Below are 21,144 nucleotides of genomic sequence, written 5' to 3' on the forward strand. Positions count from 1 at the left end.
TTAAGCTAGGACACGTGCTCTCCGCCACCGGGCGTGTGCGCCAGTGCCGTCGCCGCCGCCGAACGGCTGGCTCTCGCTGTCTCTTTCTCCCCTGGAACAGGGTTGAGATGAACCGTTAAATCATGGGCCGTGATCACCTGTTTCAGCAGGTTAAATCCATGTTTCTGGCGATTCATTGACATCGTTGTCGTAGCGATCGTATGGTCACATCACTTTCCCGGTTAAGGAGCATCAACAGGAGGAGCCGTGGCTCATCGCGTGGCGACCGCCGTACTGGCCGCATGCTTGGTGGCCGTCGCGGGTTGCGGCGGGCAGAACCAACCAGCGGCGACGGGGGCCGCACCAACCGCGCAGACAGCCCCCAACCAGATCACCGGCACCATCACGGTGCTGACCAACCGCACCGACCAGGTGGAGAGCGGGCAGGCCGACAAGTACGCCGCGGAGTTCAACAAGATCTACCCCAACGTCCAGGTCAAGTTCGAGGGACTGACCGACTACGAGGGCGAGGTCAAGATCCGGATGAGCTCCGAGGAGTACGGAGACGTCCTGTCGATCCCCAACACCGTGAAGGTCAGCCAGTACCCCACCTTCTTCGAGCCGCTCGGCCCGGCCGAGGAGCTGTCGAAGAAGTACGACTTCACCGACCGGGCCACCGTCGACGGCCAGGTCTACGGCATCGCCAACATCGGCACGGCCCAGGGCTTCGTCTACAACAAGGCCGTCTGGGAGAAGGCGGGCGTCAAGGAGTGGCCGAAGACGCCGGAGGAGTTCCTCGCCGGCCTCCAGGCGATCAAGGACAAGACCGACGCCACGCCGTACTACACCAACTACAAGGACATGTGGCCGCTGACGATGTGGGGCCACGCGCTGGGCTCGATCGGCTGCGACGCGACCGCGGGCGACAAGCTCGCCGACACCGACAACCCGTGGGCTCCCGGCCAGCCGCTGCACGTCGCCGACAAGCTGCTGTTCGACGTGGTGGCGAACAAGCTCACCGAGGACGACCCGAACACGACGAACTGGGAGGAGTCCAAGAACCTCATCGCCAACGGCAAGATCGCCACGATGGCGCTGGGCTCCTGGGCGGTCGTGCAGATGAAGGAGGCGGCGACCAAGGCGGGCCAGAACCCCGACGACATCGCCTACATGCCCTTCCCGAGCCAGACCGGCGGCCGGTTCTGCACGTCGGTGCGCCCCGACTACCAGTACGCCGTCAACGTGCACTCCAAGAACAAGCCTGCCGCCAAGGCCTGGATCGAGTGGTTCATCACCAAGTCGGGCGACGCCCAGGCCGCGTTGTCGATCTCGTCGGTCAAGGGCGCCGCCCTGCCGTCGAGCCTGACCCCGTTCGAGGAGGCCGGGGTGACCTTCGTCCGCATGGACGACAAGCGCGCCGAGCAGGTCGACACGATCGACAAGGCGTCGGAGATCGGCCTGGGCTCGCCCGACTACCGGCAGAACATCGTCGACGTGGCGCGCGGCGCGGCCAAGGGCGACCTGAACGGCATCTTCGCCGACCTGAACAAGAGGTGGGCCGAGGCCAGGGCGACCGTTGGCGAGTAACCGGACGGTGGTGGCGGGCCGGCTCCACGACGGCCCGCCGCAGCCACCCACACGCCACCGCCGCGTCCGGCGGTCCTGGAGATACACGCACTGGCTGTATCTGGCCGCGCCGCTGGTGCTGCTGGTCGTCTTCACCTACGTGCCGGTGGCCAACCTCGTCTCCTACAGCTTCACCGACTGGGACGGCCTGTCGAAGACCAGCCAGTTCGTGGGCCTGGACAACTACACCGAGCTGTTCACGCGCCCCAAGCTCTTCCAGGTCTTCTTCGTCAGCCTGTTCTACCTGGCCGGCGCGGTCGTACAGATCGTGCTCGCCCTCTACTTCGCCGCGATCCTCGGCGCCGGCGTGCGCTTCCGCACCTTCTTCAAGGGCATCCTGTTCTTCCCCTATCTGATCAACGGGGTGGCGATCGGATTCGTCTTCCTCTACTTCTTCCAGCCCGGCGGGACGCTCGACACGGTCCTCGGCCTGTTCGGCGCCACGCCGAAGTTGTGGCTGGGCGACCCAGACCTGGTCAACACCTCGCTGGCAGGGGTCTCGGTCTGGCGTTTCCTCGGCGTCAACTTCGTGCTGTTCTTCGGAGCCATCCAGGCCATCCCGACCCACCTGTACGAGGCCGCCGCGCTTGACGGAGCCACCACGTGGCAGCAGTTCCGGCACATCACCCTGCCCGCCCTCAAGCCGATCATCAGCATCACCACGATCCTGGCCGTGTCCGGTTCGTTGTCGGTCTTCGAGATCCCGCTGATCATGACCGGCGGCTCCAACAACAGCACCACCTTCGTAATCCAGACGCTGAAGCTGGCCTTCCAGTTCGACAAGGTCGGCCTGGCCTCCGCAGCGGCCATCGTGCTGCTCGGCCTGGTGCTGCTGGTGACCTGGCTGCAGCGCGTCCTGGTCCCCGATGAGCGGGTGGAGATGTCATGAGAAGAGCTCTGGCCGTCTTCCTGAAGTACCTGTCGCTGGTGCTGGCCACCGCCGTCGTGATCGTTCCGCTCGTCACGATCCTGCTGACCTCGCTGCGGACCGAACGGGAAATGGCGACCGGCGGGCCGTTGTCGATGCCGGGCGACTGGTTCAACTTCGACAACTTCGCCACCGCCTTCGTCGACGGCAAGATGTTGCCGGCGCTGGGGAACACGACGTTCATCCTGTTCTTCTCCGTCCTGGCGACCGTCGTCATCGGCTCCATGACGGCCTACGCGATCGACCGTTTCCAGTTCCGGCTGAAGAAGCTGGTGCTGGCGGGATTCCTGGTCGCGGCGCTGGTGCCCGGCATCACCACCCAGGTGGCGACCTTCCAGATCATCGAGGGCATGGGCGCCTTCAACACCCGGTGGGCGCCGATCCTGCTCTACATGGGCACGGACATCGTGTCGATCTACATCTTCATCCAGTTCATGCGGAGCATCCCGACCTCGCTGGACGAGTCGGCGCGCCTGGACGGCGCCAATTCGTTCACTGTCTACCGCCGCATCATCCTTCCGCTGCTCAAGCCCGCCATCGCCACCGTGGTGATCGTCAAGGGCGTCGTGATCTACAACGACTTCTACATCCCCTTCCTCTACATGCCCTCGCGTGACCTCGGCACGATCTCCACCTCCCTGTTCCGCTTCAAGGGCCCGTACGGCGCGCACTGGGAAGTGATCTCGGCCGGCACCGTGCTGGTGATCGTCCCCTCGCTGATCGTCTTCTTGCTGCTTCAGCGCTTCATCTACCGGGGCTTCACCTCGGGGGCACTCAAATGACGACGGTTCTGGCCATCGACATCGGCGGCACGAAGTTCGCCGCCGCTCTCGTCGATCCCCGTGGCGCCATGCTCAGCCGTGCGGAACGGCCCGTCGGGCCCGACCCGACCGCGACTCTGGGCGGGCTGATCGCCGACATCGCCGAGCCTGGAGTGGTCGCGGTCGGCATCGGCTCTGCCGGGCCGATCGAGGCCGGTACGGTCAGCCCGGTCAACATCCCGGCCTGGCGCGGCTTCCCGCTCACCGACATGGTCGCCGGCCTGCTGCCCGGCCTGCCCGTGGCGTTGGCGGGCGACGCGCAGTGCATGGCGCTCGGCGAGTGGTGGAAGGGCGGCCGCGACGCGGGCTCCCGGAGCCTGCTGGACGTGGTCGTCTCCACCGGCATCGGCGGCGGGCTGATCCTCGACGGCCGGCCGTACACGGGACCGACCGGCAACGCCGGGCACATCGGTCACATCGTCGTCGACCCGGCGGGCGAGCCGTGCCCATGCGGAGCGACCGGCTGCCTGGAGACGGTGGCGAGCGGCCCGAGCATGGTCCGCTGGGCGCGGGCCAACGGCTGGACCGGTCACGACGCACGCGAGCTCGCGACCGACGCCGGAAAGGGCGCACCCGTCGCACTCGGCGCGTTCCGGCGCGCCGCGCAAGCCCTCGCCCGAGGGATCCACACCACGGCGACCCTGCTCGACCTCGACGAGGTCGTCATCGGCGGCGGCGTCGCCGCCGCCGGACACCTGTTGCTCGATCCACTTCGCCAGGCCATCACGGCCCGCTCCGGGTTCGCCTTCGCCCAGCGGGTGCGGGTCGGCCTGACCACCCAGGGGCGGGAAGCCGGCCTGTACGGCGCCGCCGCCCTGGCCTACGCGCACCCCGAGGCCCTGAGCCTCATCACAGCCCCAGGAGGAGCAGCGTGTTACACCCCCCGTCCCGCCGACTCGCCACCATCCTGCTCGCACTGCTGACCACCGCGGGCCTGACCACCGTCGCCGCCCCCGCGGCGCGGGCCTTCCCGGCGGCCTCCCGCCAGGACGTCATCACCTACCTGACCTCCATCACCGGCAGGAACATCGTCTCCGGCCAGCACAACAAGGAGCCCGCCGACCTGCCGGGCCAGTACACCCAGCAGGTCAGGGACATCACCGGCCAGTACCCCGGCCTGTGGGGCGGCGACCTGATGTTCCGCCCCGAGGACGTCGCCAACCGCCAGCGCGTCGTCGACCAGGCCAAGCTCGAATGGGCCAACGGCTCGCTCGTGGCGCTGACCTGGCACGTGTGCACACCCACCGGCCCCGGCACCTGCCAGTTCGAGGGCGGTGTGAAGACCGGCATCTCCAACGACCAGTTCAACCAGATCATCACGAACGGCACGGCGCTCAACACCGCGTGGAAACGGCGGCTGGACGAAGTCGTCCCCTACCTCCAGCAGCTCAAGGACGCGGGCGTGCCGGTGCTGTTCCGCCCGCTGCACGAGATGAACGAGTCGTGGAACTGGTGGGGCAACCGCCCGGGACCCAACGGCGGCGCCCGCCTCTACCAGATCACCCGCGACCACCTGATGAGCAAGGGCCTGACCAACCTCATCTGGGTCTGGAACGTGCAGGACAACCCCGCCGGCAACTGGGCGGCCTACTACCCGGGCGCGTCCTACGTCGACGTCGTGTCGCTGGACGTCTGGTACAAGTCGCACCCCAGCCAGGGTGACTACCAGCAGATGCAGAGCATCGCGGGCTCCAAGCCGATCGCGCTGGCCGAGATGGGCAAGGTCCCCAACGCGAGCCTGCTCGACAGCCAGACCCGATGGAGCTATTTCATGATCTGGTCCGAGCAGCTGCGCGGCAGCAACACCAACGCCGAGATCCAGAACGCCTACTTCCATCCCCGCGTCCTCAACCAGGACGAGGTCACCCTCTCCGCCCAGCCCAGAACGGGGCAGATCACCGGTGCGGGCGGCAAATGCGTCGACGTCGCCGGGTCCGCCACGGCCAACGGCACCGCGGTGCAGCTCTACGACTGCAACGGCACCGGCGCGCAACGCTGGAGCGTCGGCACCGACGGCACCGTCCGAGCGCTGGGCAAGTGCCTGGACGTGACCGGCCAGGGCACCGCCAACGGCACACCGGTGCAGATCTGGGACTGCAACGGCAGCGGCGCCCAGCAGTGGTCGGCCACCACGGCGGGCCAGCTGCGCAACCCGCAGTCGGGGCGCTGCCTGGACGTGCCGGGCGGCAACACCGCCAACGGCACGCGGCTGCAGATCTGGGACTGCAACGCCAACGCCTGGCAACGCTGGACCCTGCCCGCCTAGCGCCTCCTTTTGCGGATTTGTGAGGTGCCGCGTCCCTATCTTGAGCCGCGATAGGGGAGACCTCCGACGGTCGGGATTGCCCAGGCGCAGGACGGGGAGCTCATGGCACTGCACAAGGCCACTGACCACAAGCAGGTCGACGACACCACGGATCTCTTCGCCGGCACCGTCGCGACAAGCGTGGCCGCCAAGAACCGGATGCCGGAGAACGCCTCCCGGCCGGAAGCCGTCTACCAGCTGCTCCACAACGAGCTGCTCCTGGACGGCAACGCCTCGCAGAACCTGGCGACCTTCTGCACCACCTGGTCGGAGGATCAGGTGCACAGGCTCATGAACGAGTGCCTCGACAAGAACATGATCGACAAGGATGAGTATCCGCAGACGGCCGAGATCGAATCCCGGTGCGTCAACATCCTGGCCGATCTGTGGAACGCCCCGGCGGGCGCCACGGCGATGGGCTGCTCGACCACCGGCTCCAGCGAGGCCGCGATGCTCGGCGGGCTGGCGCTGAAGTGGCGCTGGCGGCACAAGCGCCTCGCCGAGGGCAAGCCCGCCGACAAGCCGAACATCGTGGCCGGTCCCGTGCAGATCTGCTGGGACAAGTTCGCCCGCTACTTCGACGTCGAGATCCGGCAGGTTCCTCTCGAACCCGGAGCGACCGGGCTGCGGCCGCACCAGCTCGCCGATTACGTCGACGAGAACACCATCGGCGTCGTCGCCATCCTCGGCGTCACCTTCACCTGCGACTTCGAGCCGGTGAAGGAGCTGTCGGCCGAGCTGGACCGCATCCAGGCCGAGACCGGACTCGACATCCCGATCCACGTCGACGCCGCCAGCGGCGGCTTCATCGCCCCGTTCCTCTACCCGGAGCTGGTGTGGGACTTCCGGGTGGAGCGCGTCGCCTCGATCAACGCCTCCGGCCACAAGTACGGCATGGCCCCGCTCGGCGTCGGCTGGGTGGTGTGGCGCGAACCGGAGCTGCTGCCCGAAGAGCTGATCTTCCGGGTGAACTACCTCGGCGGGGACATGCCGACGTTCGCGCTGAACTTCTCCCGCCCCGGCGGGGAGGTCATCGCGCAGTACTACCTGTTCCAGCGGCTGGGCAAGCAGGGCTACCGCGAGGTGTACGAGGCCTGCGCTGCCACGGCCCGGTACCTGGGCGAGCAGATCGCCTCCATGGGCCCGTTCGAGCTGCTCTACGACGGGCGCGGCGCGCTGCCCGCCATCTCCTACAAGCTCAAGGACCCGGAGAACGCGGGCTTCACGCTCTACGACCTGACCGACCAGCTGCGCATGCGCGGATGGCAGGTACCGTCCTACCCGCTGCCGGCCAACCGTCAGGAGACCGTCATCCAGCGCATCCTCATCCGGCACGGCATCGGCAGGGACGAGATCTCGCTGCTGGCCGACGACATCCACCGCGCCCTGCACAGGCTGACCGCCGGCACACCCGCCGTCCTGCCCGACGACGTGTCGCGGATCGGTTTCCACCACTGATGGACTTCTGACGAGCTGTTCCAGCGGGGGGATGGCCGCCGTCGCCCCGCACCAGTTCGGCTTCGCCGTCGCGACGACGGCTCGCTCTGGAAGAGAGTACGGCGGGAGCCGTTCAACGACCTGAAGCTGCTGGAGCTGGGGAAGGACATCCCGCGCAATCCGTTCAGCGATCCGGGCGCCATCGTGGTCACCGACCACCTGCTGACCCAGACCGGCGCCGCCCACGAGGGGATCCGGGTCCTGTTGCGCGAGGAGACCGGCAACCCGCAACCGCACGAAGACGGCGTGACCGCCCGTTCGGAGGCCAGGACCGGCAACCGCAACCGGGCGCCGGCTGCTCGCCCACCACGGCGTCAGGGCCGCCGGCACCCGCCTGATCAGCGAGGACGATCCCCGCAGGATCGACGCCATCATGCTGACCTGCGGCACCTACGGCGGGGCGGGTGACTTCGCCTACCTGGAGGAGTACGAAGGCTGTGGCGTCTACTACGCGGCGACGCCGTTCGAGCTGCGCATGTGCCGGCAGGCGCCGGTGGTCATCGTCGGCGGCGGCAACTCCGCGGGCCAGGCTGCACTCTACCTGGCCAGGTACGCCTCGTCGGTGCGCATGCTCGTCCGCGGCGCAGATCTCAGCGAGAGCATGTCCCGCTACCTCGTCGACGCGATCGGCCGGACGCCGAGCATCGAGATCATGTTCCACGGCGGGTGCCGTCGCGCTGGACGACCGGGGCTTCGTCATCACGGACAACGGCTCGTGGCACGGGGAGGCCCTCCCCCTGGAGACGGGGCGGCCGGGCGTGTTCGCCGTGGGAGACGTTCGCAGCGGGTCGATCAAACGGGTCGCGTCCGCGGTCGGGGAGGGCGCCATGGCGGTACGCCTTGTGCACGAATGGTTCACCAAGACCGGGAATCGACAGGGAGGATGACGCGTCCGCATCGCCAGAGGGGTCCTGGGTGACCCTTGAGTGCCCTGCGGAAGGACACGACCAGATCGCATCGCTCTACGCCAAGGGTGTCCGGACCTGCGCATGACGGGTCTGGCACACGGTGTACTGCGCCAATCCCGCGATGACCGAATGGATGCTCACCGGCACGCATAACGGGCCTCTGCTGCTGCCCGGCCGGCCCGTGCCGTTCACGGCACCAGCACCTGCTCCGCCGGTCGACGATCGCTCAACATCCGCGGGTGAGGGACGCCCGGCGTCCGACGACTGAGGATGCAATGTCCTGCCTGGATCCAGAGGTGATCTCACATCTTCGGCGGCGCTGGCCCGCGGTGCCCGCCCGGCAGTGCGGACAAGCCCTGGCCCAAGGCGGGAATCACGCGTCCCGCTCGTCCCGCCAGCCGCCGGGTTCGGGATGGTAGCCGTAAGCTGCGGCCCGCACCGTCTCCTCGTCCTCCAGCCCGGAACCGATCGTGCCCCCGACAGTGGCCAGCGAGCTGATGATCCAGGCCAGGGTCAGATAGTCGGTGAGATCGACCGGCCGCTCCAGGGTCTGTTCCAGCACGGAGGTGTCGATCAGCAGCGCCGCGGCGAGCGTCGTTCCGGCGAACAGCACCAGATAGGACACCGCGGCGGCCAGGGTGAGGGTGAGGACCGTGCCCAGGTTGAACAGCCGGGCCAGCTCAGCTGGTGTCTCCCGGTCCGGTTTCTCCCACAGGTCGTGCGCGATGATCAACCAGGTCACCAGCGCGGTCAGCCCAAGAAGCATGATCACGGCGAGGCGGAGCCCGCCGAGGGCATCACCCATCTCCCAGATGGTGTTGGTGGTGAGCGCGAACGCGGCCGTGGCGAAGGCCCCGACCAGGAGTTTGGACAGGCCCAGCAGGGCGCGCCCCGGACGGTTGGCCCGGACCATCCCGGTCAGCAGCCGCACCCGGCCGACCAGCCGCGAGGCGAGGTAGCCCAGTTCCCCGACGTCGGCCTCGCCGATCACTCGGTGAATGGCGGCGACCCGGCCGGCCAGTTCGGCCGGCGCACGGCCGACCGGCTGTACCCGCATGTCTGACGTGTCAGTGAGCAGTCGGCCCACGAGACCTGGGATGGCGGCGCGAAGCGCTCGCAGCTGGCGCAGCCCCAGCGCGGGCAGGGACACCGCCGCGGCGCGGCGCCTGGCGGACATCCGGGCGACCAGCGGCACCCGCTCGGTATGCAGCGGCAAGTCGGTCAGGCAGATCGCGACGTCCCACCGGGCGTCGGCGCGTCGGCGAGCGAGATCGTCGAGCAGCGCCTCAACGCCGCCATCGCGGCGCGGAGCCACTTCACCCCAGCCTGCCCGGATGGTCCACCGCACGTGCGGGTCCACCTGCTCGGCTAGCTGGTCGGCCAGTTCGACGGCGAGCCGCGCGACCACCTGCGCTGGATAATCCGGCGGGGTCGCCACGAGTCCGACGATGATCTCTGGCCGGTGCTGCTCACTGACGGCCATGGGCGCTCCTCGCCGGTAGCCGGGTGGCTCCCCGGACCGAATACCCACAGTCGCGCGGCGCATGCATCGTGTATCGGGTGATCATGATCCTCATGGCCGAGGCCGCGTGGAAGGCGATCGACGACTGCGACCGCAGGATGAAGAGCTACCGCTCAACCCTGGATGCCGGGGGAGACCCTCACGAGATCGGCCGCTGGATGGCCGGCTCCCGCGCGGAGCGCATGAAGGCCGATGGTCGCATCGCGACGATCACGAGAAGGCAAGAGACCACAGAAAGGGAGATGGTCCCGCAGTTGAGCAACGCGATTGGTGTTCTGGAGAGGGCTGACACCGCCACCAGGAACGACCTCTACAACAAACTGGGCCTCTACCTCGTCTACCACCCCTCAGAGAGGAAGGTCGTAGTCGAGGCGAGGCCCAACATGTACCAGAGTGTGTGTCCGAGGGGGGACTTGAACCCCCATGCCCTTAACGGGCACTAGCACCTCAAGCTAGCGCGTCTGCCTATTCCGCCACCCGGACTTGGTGCCTGCACGCGGGACCGTCATCCCGCGTCGGCGATGCCAAGGTTAGCAAACTCTCGGGGGTGAGTCATACCGAGATTCCACGACGGCAGGATGGGCGGTAGACGGAAGGAGCCGGGAATGCCAGAAAACGAGGTCGTGGACCTGTGCCGAGACCTGATCAGAATCGACTCCAGGAACGCCGGAGACAACGCAGGCCCAGGTGAGAGGGCTGCGGCCGAGTACGTCGCCGAGAAGCTCTCGGAGGTGGGCCTCCAGAGCACGATCCTGGAAAGCGACACGAAAAGAGCCAGCCTCGTGGCGCGCATCGAGGGCACGGATGCGAACAGGGCCGATGCGCTGCTGCTTCACGGGCACCTCGACGTGGTCCCGTTCGACGCGGGCGACTGGCGGGTGCATCCGCTGTCCGGGGAGATCCAGGACGACTGCGTCTGGGGTCGTGGCGCGGTCGACATGAAGGACATGGACGCGATGATCCTGGCCACGGTCAGGGCGCGCCTCAGGGAGGGCAGGAGGCCGGCTCGCGACGTCGTGCTGGTGTTCACGGCCGACGAGGAGGCGGGTGGCGACTACGGGGCGAAGTTCCTCGTCGACAAGCATCCCGAGGTCTTCGAGGGCGTCACGGAGGCCATCGGCGAGGTCGGCGGGTTCAGCGTCACGGCGGGCGGGCGGCGGTTCTACCTGATCGAGGCGGCCGAGAAGGGCATGGCCTGGATGCGGCTGACGGCCAGGGGCAGGGCCGGGCACGGGAGCATGCTCAACGACGACAACGCGGTGACCGCGATCGCGGAGGCGGTGGCGCGCATCGGGCGGTACGAATGGCCGACGCGGCTGACGCCGACGATGGAGGCCTTCTTCCGGGCGATCGAGCTGGACCACACCAACCTCGACCAGCTCGGCGCGCTGCAGAAGATGATCGGCGCGGTGCTGCGCAACACGGCGAACCCGACGATGCTCACCGGCGGCTACAAGGCCAACGTCATCCCGCAGACGGCCGAGGCGGTGATCGACGGCAGGTTCCTGCCCGGGTTCGAGGAGGAGTTCTTCGCCACGATCGACGAACTGCTCGGCCCGGACGTCTCCAGGGAGTTCATCCAGCACCAGACGGCTCTGGAGTTCGGCTTCGACACGCCGATCGTCAGGGCGATGGCCGACGCTCTCGTCCAGGAGGACCCGGAGGGGACCGCCGTGCCGTACACGCTGAGTGGCGGGACGGACCTGAAGGCGTTCAGCTCGCTGGGCATCAAGGGGTACGGCTTCGCGCCGCTGCGGCTGCCGGCCGACCTGGACTTCGCCGGGATGTTTCATGGGGTGGACGAGCGAGTGCCGGTGGATTCGCTCCACTTTGGGACCCGGGTTCTTGACCGGTTCCTGGATCTCTGCTGAAAAACACTTGCGCCTACGTTGGGTGCTGCTACGGTTACGGATCGTTGAGGGGTGAGTCCAAGGACCGGCCCCAGTAATGGGGCCGGTTCTGGATCTCGGGAGGTCACGTGGCACGCACTGCGGAGCAGCAGAAGGGGACCCAGTCCCCGGCTGCTCCCTGCGTGCCCGTGGCTGCCGACACCAGGTCCGCCAGGGATGGCCGGATGGCGCGGTTCGCGGCCGGCGCCCGTCGGATCCTGGTGCGAGCGCTCACGGTAGGCGGTCTGATGATCGCCGGTTGGCTGCTCGCCATGCTCTTCGGAGCGTCTCCCGCCACCGCCGAGACAACACAGGCCGTCACCGCGTCCGCGATGGACATCTTCCCCGCGGCTGACAGCTCCTCGGTGAATGCCGAGGCCATGGCCGGGCTCAACGTCGACGGGCTCACCAGCCAGTCGAAGCCCGGCACCCCAGTTCCTTCCACCGCCGGTGACTCGCACGGTCCCAACGGACTCGTGCCCAACGGCGGCGGCAGTGGCCCCTTCGGGCCTGGCATGGGGGACGTCGCGAGGTCCGCTTCCGACCCGCGGCTGCTCGCACAGCGCGCCCCCCTGGCGTGCGTGCTTCCCCCCGTCGTCCGCACAGCGGCGGACGACCCTTCTTTCTCACCTGACTGACACACCCTGAGCGCGCCTTCCACGCGTGCCTCCCACCAGAGCGCCTTCTGAGCGCCTTCCCGGACAAGCGGAGCGTGGCCGTCTGCAGGCCCTCCCGTCCGTCATGTCAGTCATCTCGGTTCGCGACAAGCCCATGGGTCACCGCTGTGCTTCTGGACAGGAAGCATGACCTCGGCCTGCCCGCGACCAGTCAGGTAATCCCCCCAAGAACCACTAGGAGCATTCATCATGCGTACGTGGGCGAAGGCATCGGCCCCGGCGGCTCTTCTCGCCGCAGCGGTCATGTCGTTCGGCAGCGGTACCGCTGTCGCCGACACCTCCGGTAACTCCTCCGTGGGTGGCGGCAACCAGGTCAACCTCCCCATCTCCCTGCCGATCGACATCAGCGGCAACGCCGTCGGCGTCGCCGGCGAGTCGACCGCCTCCTCGCAGGGCGGCGCCTCGGTCGAGAACTCCGGTCCCGGCGGGATCGCCAACAAGACCTCCGGCAACAGCAGCGTCCTGGGCGGCAACCAGGTCAACGCGCCGATCAGCGCGCCGGTCAACGCCTGTGGCAACGCGGTCTCGCTGTTCGGCAACTCCGACGCCGGCTGCAAGGGCGGCGCCGAGGTCAAGACCTCGGGCAAGGGCGGAGCGGGCGGCAACAAGACCTCCGGCGACAGCAGCCTCCTCGGCGGCAACCAGATCACCGCGCCGATCAGCGCTCCGATCAACGCCTGCGGTAACGCGCTGGCCATCTTCGGCGACGCGACCGCGGGCTGCAAGGGCGGCTCGTCCGTCAAGAACAACGGCTTCGGCGCCGGCGGCAACACCACCTCGGGCAGGAACGCCGCGCTCGGCGGCAACCAGGTGATCGCGCCCATCAGCGGCCCGATCAACATCTGCGGCAACGCCATCGCAGTCTTCGGCGAGGCCTTCGCCGGTTGCAAGGGCGGCTCCTCGGTCACCAACGGCGGCAAGCCCGGCAAGGGCTACCACGCCGGCCACGGCGGCCCGGGCTCCAGCGGCAACGACACCGACGGCCGCTTCGGCGCCGGCAGCGGCAACCAGGTGATCGCCCCGATCAGCCTGCCCATCACCGCCTGCGGCAACGCGGTCGGCAACGCCCCCGCCGGTTGCAAGGGCGGCAGCTCGGTCGAGAACACCAAGGCCGGCTCGGGTGCGGGCGGCAACACGACCTCAGGGCAGTCCGGCGTGCTCGCCGGCAACCAGGTGGTCGCCCCGATCACCGCTCCCGTCAACGTCTGCGGCAACGCCGTCGCGGTCTTCGGCCAGGCCTTCGCCGGCTGCAAGGGCGGCGTGTCGGTGAAGAACGGCGGCAAGGGCGCGGGCGGCAACACCACCTCCGGCAGGTCGGGCGTGGCCGCGGGCAACCAGGTCGTGGCCCCGATCACCGCCCCGATCAACGCCTGCGGCAACGCCGTGGCGGCCCTTGGCCTGGCCGAGGCCCACTGCAAGGGCGGGGCGACCGTCTCCCCGCAGAACGGCGTCAACGCGGGTGGCAACACCACCTCCGGCAGGTCCGGCGTGCTCGCCGGCAACCAGGTGATCGCTCCGATCACCGCCCCGATCAACGTCTGCGGCAACGCGGTGGCCGTCCTTGGTGACGCCGCCGCCGGATGCCTGGGCGGCTCGCGTGTCGGCAAGCCGGTCGACGACAGCGGCGACGGCTACGACCACTGGGCCCGTCCTCGCGGTGGGTCGAAGTACCAGGCCGGTGGCCTGCTCCCCGCTCTGCCCGTGGTTCCCGCGGCCAGCAGCCTGAAGGACGTCGGCAACATCGCCCAGCCGATGCGTGGCGCGGGCCTGCCCGCCCTGCCCGTCGTCGGTGACCTGCCCAGCACGCTGGGCCTGCCCGCTCTGCCCGGCCTGCCCGGTCTCCCCGGAGCTCCGGCCGTCCCCGGCCAGCAGGGCGGCAAGGCCAAGTCGGCCAGCCCGCTGTCGGCCCTCGGCCCGGCGACCTCGCTGGTCCAGTCGACCCCGGTCGGCGGGGCTGTCGGCCAGGCGACCGGCACCCTTCCCGTCGGTGACCTCGGCCTGATGAGCGCCGCGACCGACGAGGGTGTCACCGGGATGAACTCCAGCTCGCTGCTCGCCCTGGTGCTGGGCGCGATGTTCGCCGCCTCGGCGACCCTGTTCGCGACCACCCGCCGGGTGCGCTTCGGCAAGAAGTAACGATCGGCGGCTGGCAGCCGGCCAGCCGTACGACTCACAAGAGCTGCTTTGCCCGTTCTCGGGGGGCGATGGCCCCGGGGGCGGGCAAAGCCCTGTTTAGAGGGTGCTACGGACCTTGTAGATCCTTCTGCGAAGCCGTACGCGCCGGCTGCCGTCGGAATAGATCCGGGTGCGGGCCAGTTCCCAGTGTCCGTGTTCGGCATGTTCGGTCAGTAGCTGACGTGCGGCTTCGCGAGAGATGCCGCGCGGGATGTAGATATCCATGTAGGAGTAGTCGGGCACAACGATTAGTCTCCTGGGTGAGTCAAGGCGATACGCCGCTCCGTGGGCCTTATTCTGCGTTCTTGTGGGTGGACCTGAAAGCCAGCGGGTAGCCCCGGGGGGAGGCAATACCGGCGATCCGGGTTACCTTTCAGATCTGTGCCCAAACACGGGTGGGGATGAAGCGAGCGAACAGCGAGGTAGGAAGCAGCGTGCCAGCCAACAACGGCAGCGCCGGCGGAACACGCCTGGTGATCGTCGAGTCGCCTGCGAAGGCGAAGACGATCGCGGGGTACCTCGGGCGCGGCTACATAGTCGAGTCCAGCATCGGTCACATCCGTGACCTGCCGGAGAAGGCCGACGACATCCCCGAGAAGTACAAGGGGGAGGCCTGGGCGCGGCTCGGCGTCAATGTGGACCACGGCTTCGAACCTCTCTACGTCGTCAACCACGACAAGAAGGCCCAGGTCAACAAGCTCAAGCAGCTGCTGAAGGACGCCGACGAGCTCTACCTCGCCACTGACGAGGACCGCGAGGGCGAGGCGATCGCCTGGCACCTGCAGGAGGTTCTCAAGCCGAAGGTGCCCGTGCACCGCATGGTCTTCCACGAGATCACTCCGCAGGCGATCCAGGAGGCCGTGGCCAACCCGCGTGACCTCAACCTGCGCCTGGTCGACGCCCAGGAGACCCGGCGCATCCTCGACCGCCTCTACGGCTACGAGGTCAGCCCGGTCCTGTGGAAGAAGGTCAAGCCCCGCCTGTCCGCGGGCCGCGTGCAGTCGGTGGCGACCCGGCTGGTGGTCGAGCGCGAGCGCGAGCGGCTGGCCTTCACCTCGGCGTCCTACTGGGACCTGCAGGCGCTGTTCGACAGCAACAAGCCCGAGGAGACGCCGCGCGACTTCACCGCGACGCTGACCGGCGTCGACGGCAAGCGCGTCGCGCAGGGCCGCGACTTCGGCTCCGACGGGCGCCTGAAGAACGCCGATGTCGTGCACCTGTCGGAGCAGGCCGCCGCCCAGCTGGCCGAGCAGGTGCGCGGCGCCTCGTTCTCGGTCAGGTCCGTCGAGCGCAAGCCGTATACACGCAAGCCGTACGCCCCGTTCCGGACGACCACCTTGCAGCAGGAGGCCAGCCGGAAGCTGGGCTTCTCCGCCAAGTACACGATGCAGGTGGCGCAGCGGCTCTACGAGAACGGCTTCATCACCTACATGCGTACTGACAGCACCACGCTGTCGGAGACGGCCGTGGCGGCCGCCCGCTCGCAGGCGATCAAGCTGTACGGCGCGGCGTACGTGCCCGACAAGCCCCGCGTCTACGCCTCCAAGGTGAAGAACGCGCAGGAGGCTCACGAGGCGATCCGCCCCTCCGGTGAGGAGTTCCGCACCCCGGGCGAGACCGGCCTGTCGGGCGACATGTTCCGCCTGTACGAGCTGATCTGGCAGCGCACCGTGTCGTCGCAGATGAAGGACGCGGTCGGCGAGTCGGTCAGCGTGAAGGTCGCAGGCGCGAACGTGGAGTTCAGTGCCTCCGGTCGCACGATCACCTTCTACGGCTTCCTCAAGGCCTACGTGGAGGGCGCAGACGACCCCTCCACCGACCGCGACGACTCCGAGAAGCGCCTGCCGAACCTGGCCGAGGGCGACCGCCTCGACCTGACCAGGCTCGACGTGGCCAGTCACGCCACCAAGCCGCCCGCGCGGTACACCGAGGCCTCGCTGGTCAAGGAGCTGGAGGATCGCGAGATCGGCCGGCCGTCGACCTACGCCTCGATCATCGGCACCATCCTCGACCGCGGCTACGTGTTCAAGAAGGGCACGGCGCTGGTGCCGTCCTTCCTGGCCTTCGCCGTGGTCAACCTGCTGGAGCAGCACTTCGGCAACCTGGTCGACTACGACTTCACCGCGACCATGGAGAAGGTCCTCGACGACATCGCCAACGACCGCGCCGAGCGGGTGCCGGAGCTGCGCAAGTTCTACTTCGGCGACAACGGTGACGACGGTCTCAAGGAGATGGTCACCGACCTCGGCGAGATCGACGCGCGCGAGATCAGTTCCTTCCCGATCCGCGGCACCGACATCATGCTGCGCGTCGGCCGTTACGGGCCCTACCTCGACAGGGACGGCGCCCGCGTCAACGTGCCCGAGGACATGGCGCCCGACGAGCTGACCGCCGAGAAGGCCGAGGAGCTGTACAGCCGGCCCTCTGGCGACCGGGTGCTGGGCCAGGATCCGGCGACCGGGCACACGATCGTGGCGAAGGACGGCCGCTTCGGGCCGTACGTCACCGAGATCCTGCCCGAGCCGGCCGTCGACGAGTCGGCTCCGAAGCGGCGCACGAAGAAGGCCGACGCGCCCAAGCCGCGCACCAGCTCGCTGTTCAAGACCATGTCGCTCGACACGGTGACGCTCGACGACGCGCTGAAGCTGCTGTCGATCCCGCGCCTGGTCGGCGAGCTGGAGGGCGAGGAGGTCCAGGCCTTCAACGGCAAGTTCGGTCCCTACCTGAAGAAGGGCACCGACTCGCGGTCGCTGGCGTCGGAGGACGAGCTGTTCACCGTCACCATCGAGCAGGCCAAGGAGCTGTTCGCGCAGCCCAAGCAGCGTGGGCGCGGACGGGCCGCCGCCGCGGCGCCGCTCAGGGAGCTGGGCGAGGACCCGGGCTCGAAGAAGCCGATCGTGGTCAAGGAGGGGCGTTTCGGGCCTTACGTGACCGACGGGGAGACCAACGCCTCGCTGCGCAAGGGTGACACTGTGGAAGACATCACCACGGAGCGGGCGGCCGAGCTGCTGGCGGAGCGCCGGGAGAAGGCTCCGGCGCCCAAGAAGCCCGCGGCGCGCAAGGCTCCGGCGAAGAAGACGGCCACCACGGCCAAGAAGGCTCCGGCGAAGAAGCCCGCCGCCAAGTCCTGACGGTGCGGGGTTATCCACAGGCTGAGAATGGTCTCAGCCTGTGGCCCGTAGCATTGCGGACGTGATTCTTGGTTTCGCTGCGACGGTCGCCCTGGTGGTGCTGGGCGTGCACTTCTACCTGTGGCACCGGCTCGTGCGCGCCACCACCCTGCCGGGGCGCCTGCGCCGGGTGCTGACGGTCGTGCTGGTCGCGCTGGGTGTGCTGGTGCCGGTGACCTTCGTGGGATCGCGCATGGAGTGGGGGCACTGGCTGGCGTGGCCGGGGTTCCTCTGGCTGGCGATCATGTTCTATCTGGTCGTCTACCTGGTGGTGCTCGAGGTGCCGCGCTTCGTGGCCAACCGTGTCGTACGGCGCGGCGTCGGGGACCGGGCGCCGGTGGATGCCCAGCCGGCGAGCCCTGCTGAGGTGCCGTCGGGCGCCCCAGCGACCGCGGCCACGGTCGCCTCACCGACCGCGGCCTCCGCCTCTGCCTCCGTCGTCGGCGCTGCGACGGCTCAGGTCGCCGCCAAGCCGGCCGTGGCCTCATCGACACCCCCGGCCGCCGCCCCTCGCCCCGAGCTCCTCACCAGGCGCCTGTTCGTCGCCCGCACCGCCGCCCTGGCCGCCGGCGTCGGTGCGCTCGGCACGGTCGGGTACGGCATCGGCACCGCGCTCGGCGATCCCGTCATCGAGCCAGTCAAGGTCACCCTCCCCAAGCTCGACCCACGGCTGAGCGGTCTGCGGTTCGCCGTGGTCAGCGACATCCACCTGGGCCCGCTCACCGGGCTCGACCACTCGGAGCGCATCGTCCGCATGATCAACGACCTCAAGCCCGACGTGGTCGCGATCGTCGGTGACCTGGTCGACGGCACCGTGGCCGAGCTCGGCAGGTTCGCCCAGCCGCTGGGCGAGCTCCGCTCCCGCTACGGCTCCTACTTCGTCACCGGCAACCACGAGTACTACACGGCCAACGGCCCCGACGAGTGGGTCCAGGAGCTCGACGAGCTCGGCGTGCGCTCGCTGCGCAACTCCCGGGTCGAGATCGCCCACGGCGGCGCCGTGCTCGACCTGGCGGGCGTCAACGACGTCAACGGCACCTCCTTCGACGACGGCCCCGACTTCGAGGCCGCGCTGGGCGGCCGTGCCCCGGGCCGCTCGACCGTGCTGCTGGCCCACCAGCCGCTCCAGGTACGGCAGGCGAGCGCGTTCGGCGTCGACCTCCAGCTGTCCGGACACACCCACGGTGGCCAGATGGTCCCGTTCAACCTCGTCGTCCCGTTGCAGCAGCCGGTCGTCTCCGGCCTGAAGACTGTCGGCGGCGTCCAGGTGTATGTCACCCGGGGGGCAGGCTTCTGGGGCCCGCCGGTCCGGGTCGGTGCGCCGCCCGAGATCACCCTGCTGGAAATCGGGGCAGCCGGTGGGCGGACGTAATACCCTCTGGCCAAGCAGCCGGGCATATCCGGCGCGAATCTTCATACCTGGCCGAGTGAGCACCTGGATACGCTGACACTATGACCGCCCGCAGGCCGGCACATGTGCTGGCAAACGCCCCTTTCCGTAGGTTGTGGCTGGCCATGTCAGCCTGCAGCCTGGGCGACTGGCTGAACATCCTGGCGCTGACCGCCCTGGCCGGAAACCTCATGGCCCAGGGCGACTTCCGCGCGCAGTCGCTGGCGGTGGGCGGCGTGTTCATCGCCAAGATGCTCCCGGCGATCATCCTGGGCCCGGTCGCGGGCGCGTTCGCCGACCGGTTCGACAGGCGGGTGACCATGGTGGTCGCCGACCTGACACGCTTCCTCCTGGTCGTGTCCATCCCGGCCGTGGTGTGGGTCGCGTCCAACGACGTCGCCTACCGGTGGATCATCATCGCGACCGTGCTGGTGGAGTGCGTCAACCTCTTCTGGGTTCCCGCCAAGGACGCCACGGTGCCGAATCTGGTGCCTCCGCAGCGGCTCGAGCAGGCCAACCAGCTCAACCTGCTGGTGACCTACGGCACCGCTCCGCTGGCCGCCGCCCTGTTCGCGGCGCTGTCGGTCGTGGTGAGCCTGTTCGGCGCGGACGTGTGGCTGTCCAGCGCGTGGGCGCTCCTGGTGAACGCCGGCGCCTACCTGGTCTCCGCCTTCCTGGTCTTCACCCTCAAGGACATCCCCCGGCGCAGGGGCGAGATCTCCACGCCGTCGGTGTTCAAGCAGATCATCGAGGGCTGGCGTTTCGTGGGCGGCAACCGGTTGATCCGGGGCCTGGTCATCGGCATGCTGGGCACCTTCGCCGCCGGTGGCGCGGTGATCGGCGTGGCCAAGCCCTACGTGACCGCACTCCAGGGTGGCGACGCGGCCTACGGCGTGGTGTTCGGCGCGGTCTTCGTCGGCATGGCGCTGGGCATGTTCTTCGGGCTGAGGCTGCTGGGCGAGCTGTCGCGCCGTCGCCTGTTCGGGCTGGCGATCGTGGTCGCGGGGCTGGTGCTGATCGCCATCGCGCTCATCCACAACCTGGTGATCGTGGTCATGCTGACGGTGCTGCTCGGCGCGTGCGCGGGCATCGCCTGGATCATCGGCTACACCCTGATCGGGCTCGAGGTCGACGACTCGCTCCGCGGGCGCACCTTCTCCTTCCTGCAGTCGACGGCCAGGGTGGTGCTGCTGCTCGTCGTCGCGGTGGCCGGGCCCCTGGCGGCCCTGTTCGGCAGCCACAGGCTGGAGGTCGCGAGCCTCGTCTACGTCTTCGACGGCACCAACCTGGTTCTGGTCGTCGGCGGCGCGCTGGCCACGATCGTCGGCGTCGTCGGCCTGCGGCACATGGACGACCGCGCGGGGATCCCGTTCACCTCCGACCTGCTGGCCGCCGTGCGCGGCGAGCGGTACGGCTCGGAGCCGCTTGAGCACGTGCCGGGGCTGTTCATCGCCTTCGAGGGCGGCGAGGGCTCCGGCAAGACCACCCAGTCGCGCATGGTCGCGATCTGGCTGCGCGACCAGGGCTACGACGTGGTCCAGACCCGCGAGCCCGGCTCCACCAAGGTCGGCATGCGGCTGCGCGCCATCCTGCTCGACGCGGCCGAGAAGGGGCTGTCGGCCCGCTCCGAGGCGCTGCTGTACGCCGCCGACCGGGCCGAGCACGTCGAGAAGGTCATCCGCCCGGCTCTGCACCGGGGAGCCGTGGTCGTGACGGACCGGTACGTCGACTCGTCCCTGGCCTACCAGGGGGCGGGGCGGGCGCTCGATCCCGAGGACGTGTCGAAGGTCAACGCGTGGGCGACCGGGGGGCTGGTGCCGCACCTGACGGTCCTCATCGACACGCCGCCCGAGATCGGGCTGCGTCGCCTCGGGGGCGCGGCCGACCGCATCGAGTCGGAGCCGGTGGAGTTCCACGAGCGGGTGCGCAAGGAGTTCAGGGCGCTGGCCGCGGCGGCGCCGGAGCGGTATCTCGTGGTCGACGGGACCCTGGGGCTCGATGAGATCACGCGGGTGGTCCAGGACCGGGTGCGGGAGATCCTGCCCGATCCGGTGCCGCAGACGTCGGAGGACATCACGGGGACCATGCCGGCGATTCGTGACTGAGCTGCGGTGCGCAGCCGTCGCGTATCGGCGGCCCGCCCTGCGCGCTGGTCGGCCGTCTCCCTGGACGGGGCCCGGCCGGGTGCGGCGGGTGGGGGTGACCCGTGCGTGCCGTACAAGATCATGTTCTCGCGCGGTGAGATTCGGTCGGTGCG

At 68.9% G+C, this 21,144-nt stretch carries 15 protein-coding genes and 1 tRNA gene; 13 read left to right on the top strand and 3 right to left on the bottom strand.

Annotated features, from left to right (window positions below; genetic code table 11):
* Positions 1-246: 246 nt before the first annotated feature.
* The 7 genes from HNR30_RS16985 (at position 247) to HNR30_RS50795 (ending at position 7,564) form a co-directional block, all read left to right on the top strand.
* The gene (locus tag HNR30_RS16985) at positions 247-1,566 is read left to right on the top strand and encodes an extracellular solute-binding protein (RefSeq protein WP_181610806.1); all 1,320 of its coding nucleotides are present in this window, start codon (positions 247-249) and stop codon (positions 1,564-1,566) included.
* Positions 1,556-2,494 carry a carbohydrate ABC transporter permease gene (locus HNR30_RS16990; RefSeq protein ID WP_220133615.1) on the top strand — a complete coding sequence of 313 codons (939 nt, stop codon included), beginning with the start codon at positions 1,556-1,558 and terminating at the stop codon, positions 2,492-2,494. Before HNR30_RS16985 ends, HNR30_RS16990 begins: the two co-directional genes overlap by 11 nt.
* Complete coding sequence (locus HNR30_RS16995) at positions 2,491-3,315, top strand: carbohydrate ABC transporter permease (RefSeq protein ID WP_181610807.1); 825 nt, start codon at positions 2,491-2,493, stop codon at positions 3,313-3,315. Before HNR30_RS16990 ends, HNR30_RS16995 begins: the two co-directional genes overlap by 4 nt.
* Entirely contained in the window at positions 3,312-4,277 is a 966-nt protein-coding gene (locus HNR30_RS17000; RefSeq protein ID WP_181610808.1) for an ROK family protein, read from the top strand. Before HNR30_RS16995 ends, HNR30_RS17000 begins: the two co-directional genes overlap by 4 nt.
* Positions 4,226-5,620, top strand: a complete 1,395-nt coding sequence (locus HNR30_RS47800) for a lectin (protein ID WP_181610809.1) — start codon at positions 4,226-4,228, stop codon at positions 5,618-5,620. Before HNR30_RS17000 ends, HNR30_RS47800 begins: the two co-directional genes overlap by 52 nt.
* A gap of 102 nt (positions 5,621-5,722) precedes the next feature.
* The gene (gene gad, locus HNR30_RS17010; protein ID WP_181610810.1) at positions 5,723-7,117 is read left to right on the top strand and encodes a glutamate decarboxylase; all 1,395 of its coding nucleotides are present in this window, start codon (positions 5,723-5,725) and stop codon (positions 7,115-7,117) included.
* Positions 7,118-7,132: 15 nt separating this feature from the next.
* Entirely contained in the window at positions 7,133-7,564 is a 432-nt protein-coding gene (locus HNR30_RS50795; RefSeq protein ID WP_181611139.1) for a glutaminase, read from the top strand.
* An 873-nt stretch (positions 7,565-8,437) separates the two neighbouring features.
* Here HNR30_RS50795 and HNR30_RS17020 read toward each other — a convergent pair.
* Positions 8,438-9,547 carry a DUF2267 domain-containing protein gene (locus tag HNR30_RS17020; protein WP_181610811.1) on the bottom strand — a complete coding sequence of 370 codons (1,110 nt, stop codon included), beginning with the start codon at positions 9,545-9,547 and terminating at the stop codon, positions 8,438-8,440.
* Between the two features lie 437 nt (positions 9,548-9,984).
* Positions 9,985-10,069 (bottom strand) — tRNA-Leu (locus HNR30_RS17025).
* A gap of 122 nt (positions 10,070-10,191) precedes the next feature.
* Between HNR30_RS17025 and HNR30_RS17030 the strand changes: the two genes are divergently transcribed.
* From HNR30_RS17030 to HNR30_RS17040, 3 genes are all read left to right on the top strand, one after another.
* Positions 10,192-11,457, top strand: coding sequence for a M20/M25/M40 family metallo-hydrolase (locus tag HNR30_RS17030; protein WP_246378629.1), 1,266 nt, complete (start codon positions 10,192-10,194; stop codon positions 11,455-11,457).
* A 203-nt stretch (positions 11,458-11,660) separates the two neighbouring features.
* Complete coding sequence (locus HNR30_RS17035) at positions 11,661-12,113, top strand: hypothetical protein (RefSeq protein ID WP_181610813.1); 453 nt, start codon at positions 11,661-11,663, stop codon at positions 12,111-12,113.
* Between the two features lie 228 nt (positions 12,114-12,341).
* On the top strand, positions 12,342-14,288 hold the full coding sequence (locus tag HNR30_RS17040; RefSeq protein ID WP_181610814.1) for a chaplin family protein: 1,947 nt from the start codon (positions 12,342-12,344) through the stop codon (positions 14,286-14,288).
* A gap of 96 nt (positions 14,289-14,384) precedes the next feature.
* On the opposite strand, the gene HNR30_RS46820 is transcribed toward HNR30_RS17040, so the two are convergent.
* The gene (locus HNR30_RS46820; RefSeq protein WP_220133736.1) at positions 14,385-14,552 is read right to left on the bottom strand and encodes a DUF5703 family protein; all 168 of its coding nucleotides are present in this window, start codon (positions 14,550-14,552) and stop codon (positions 14,385-14,387) included.
* A gap of 176 nt (positions 14,553-14,728) precedes the next feature.
* On the opposite strand from HNR30_RS46820, the gene topA reads away from it, so the two are divergent.
* The 3 genes from topA (at position 14,729) to tmk (ending at position 20,992) form a co-directional block, all read left to right on the top strand.
* Entirely contained in the window at positions 14,729-17,458 is a 2,730-nt protein-coding gene (topA, locus tag HNR30_RS17045) for a type I DNA topoisomerase (RefSeq protein ID WP_181610815.1), read from the top strand.
* Between the two features lie 61 nt (positions 17,459-17,519).
* Entirely contained in the window at positions 17,520-18,869 is a 1,350-nt protein-coding gene (locus tag HNR30_RS17050) for a metallophosphoesterase (protein WP_181610816.1), read from the top strand.
* An 80-nt stretch (positions 18,870-18,949) separates the two neighbouring features.
* Positions 18,950-20,992, top strand: a complete 2,043-nt coding sequence (tmk, locus tag HNR30_RS17055; protein ID WP_181610817.1) for a dTMP kinase — start codon at positions 18,950-18,952, stop codon at positions 20,990-20,992.
* The last annotated feature ends 152 nt before the right edge of the window (positions 20,993-21,144 follow it).

Origin of the sequence: Nonomuraea soli, from assembly GCF_013761175.1 — a bacterium.
Lineage (GTDB): Bacteria > Actinomycetota > Actinomycetes > Streptosporangiales > Streptosporangiaceae > Nonomuraea > Nonomuraea soli.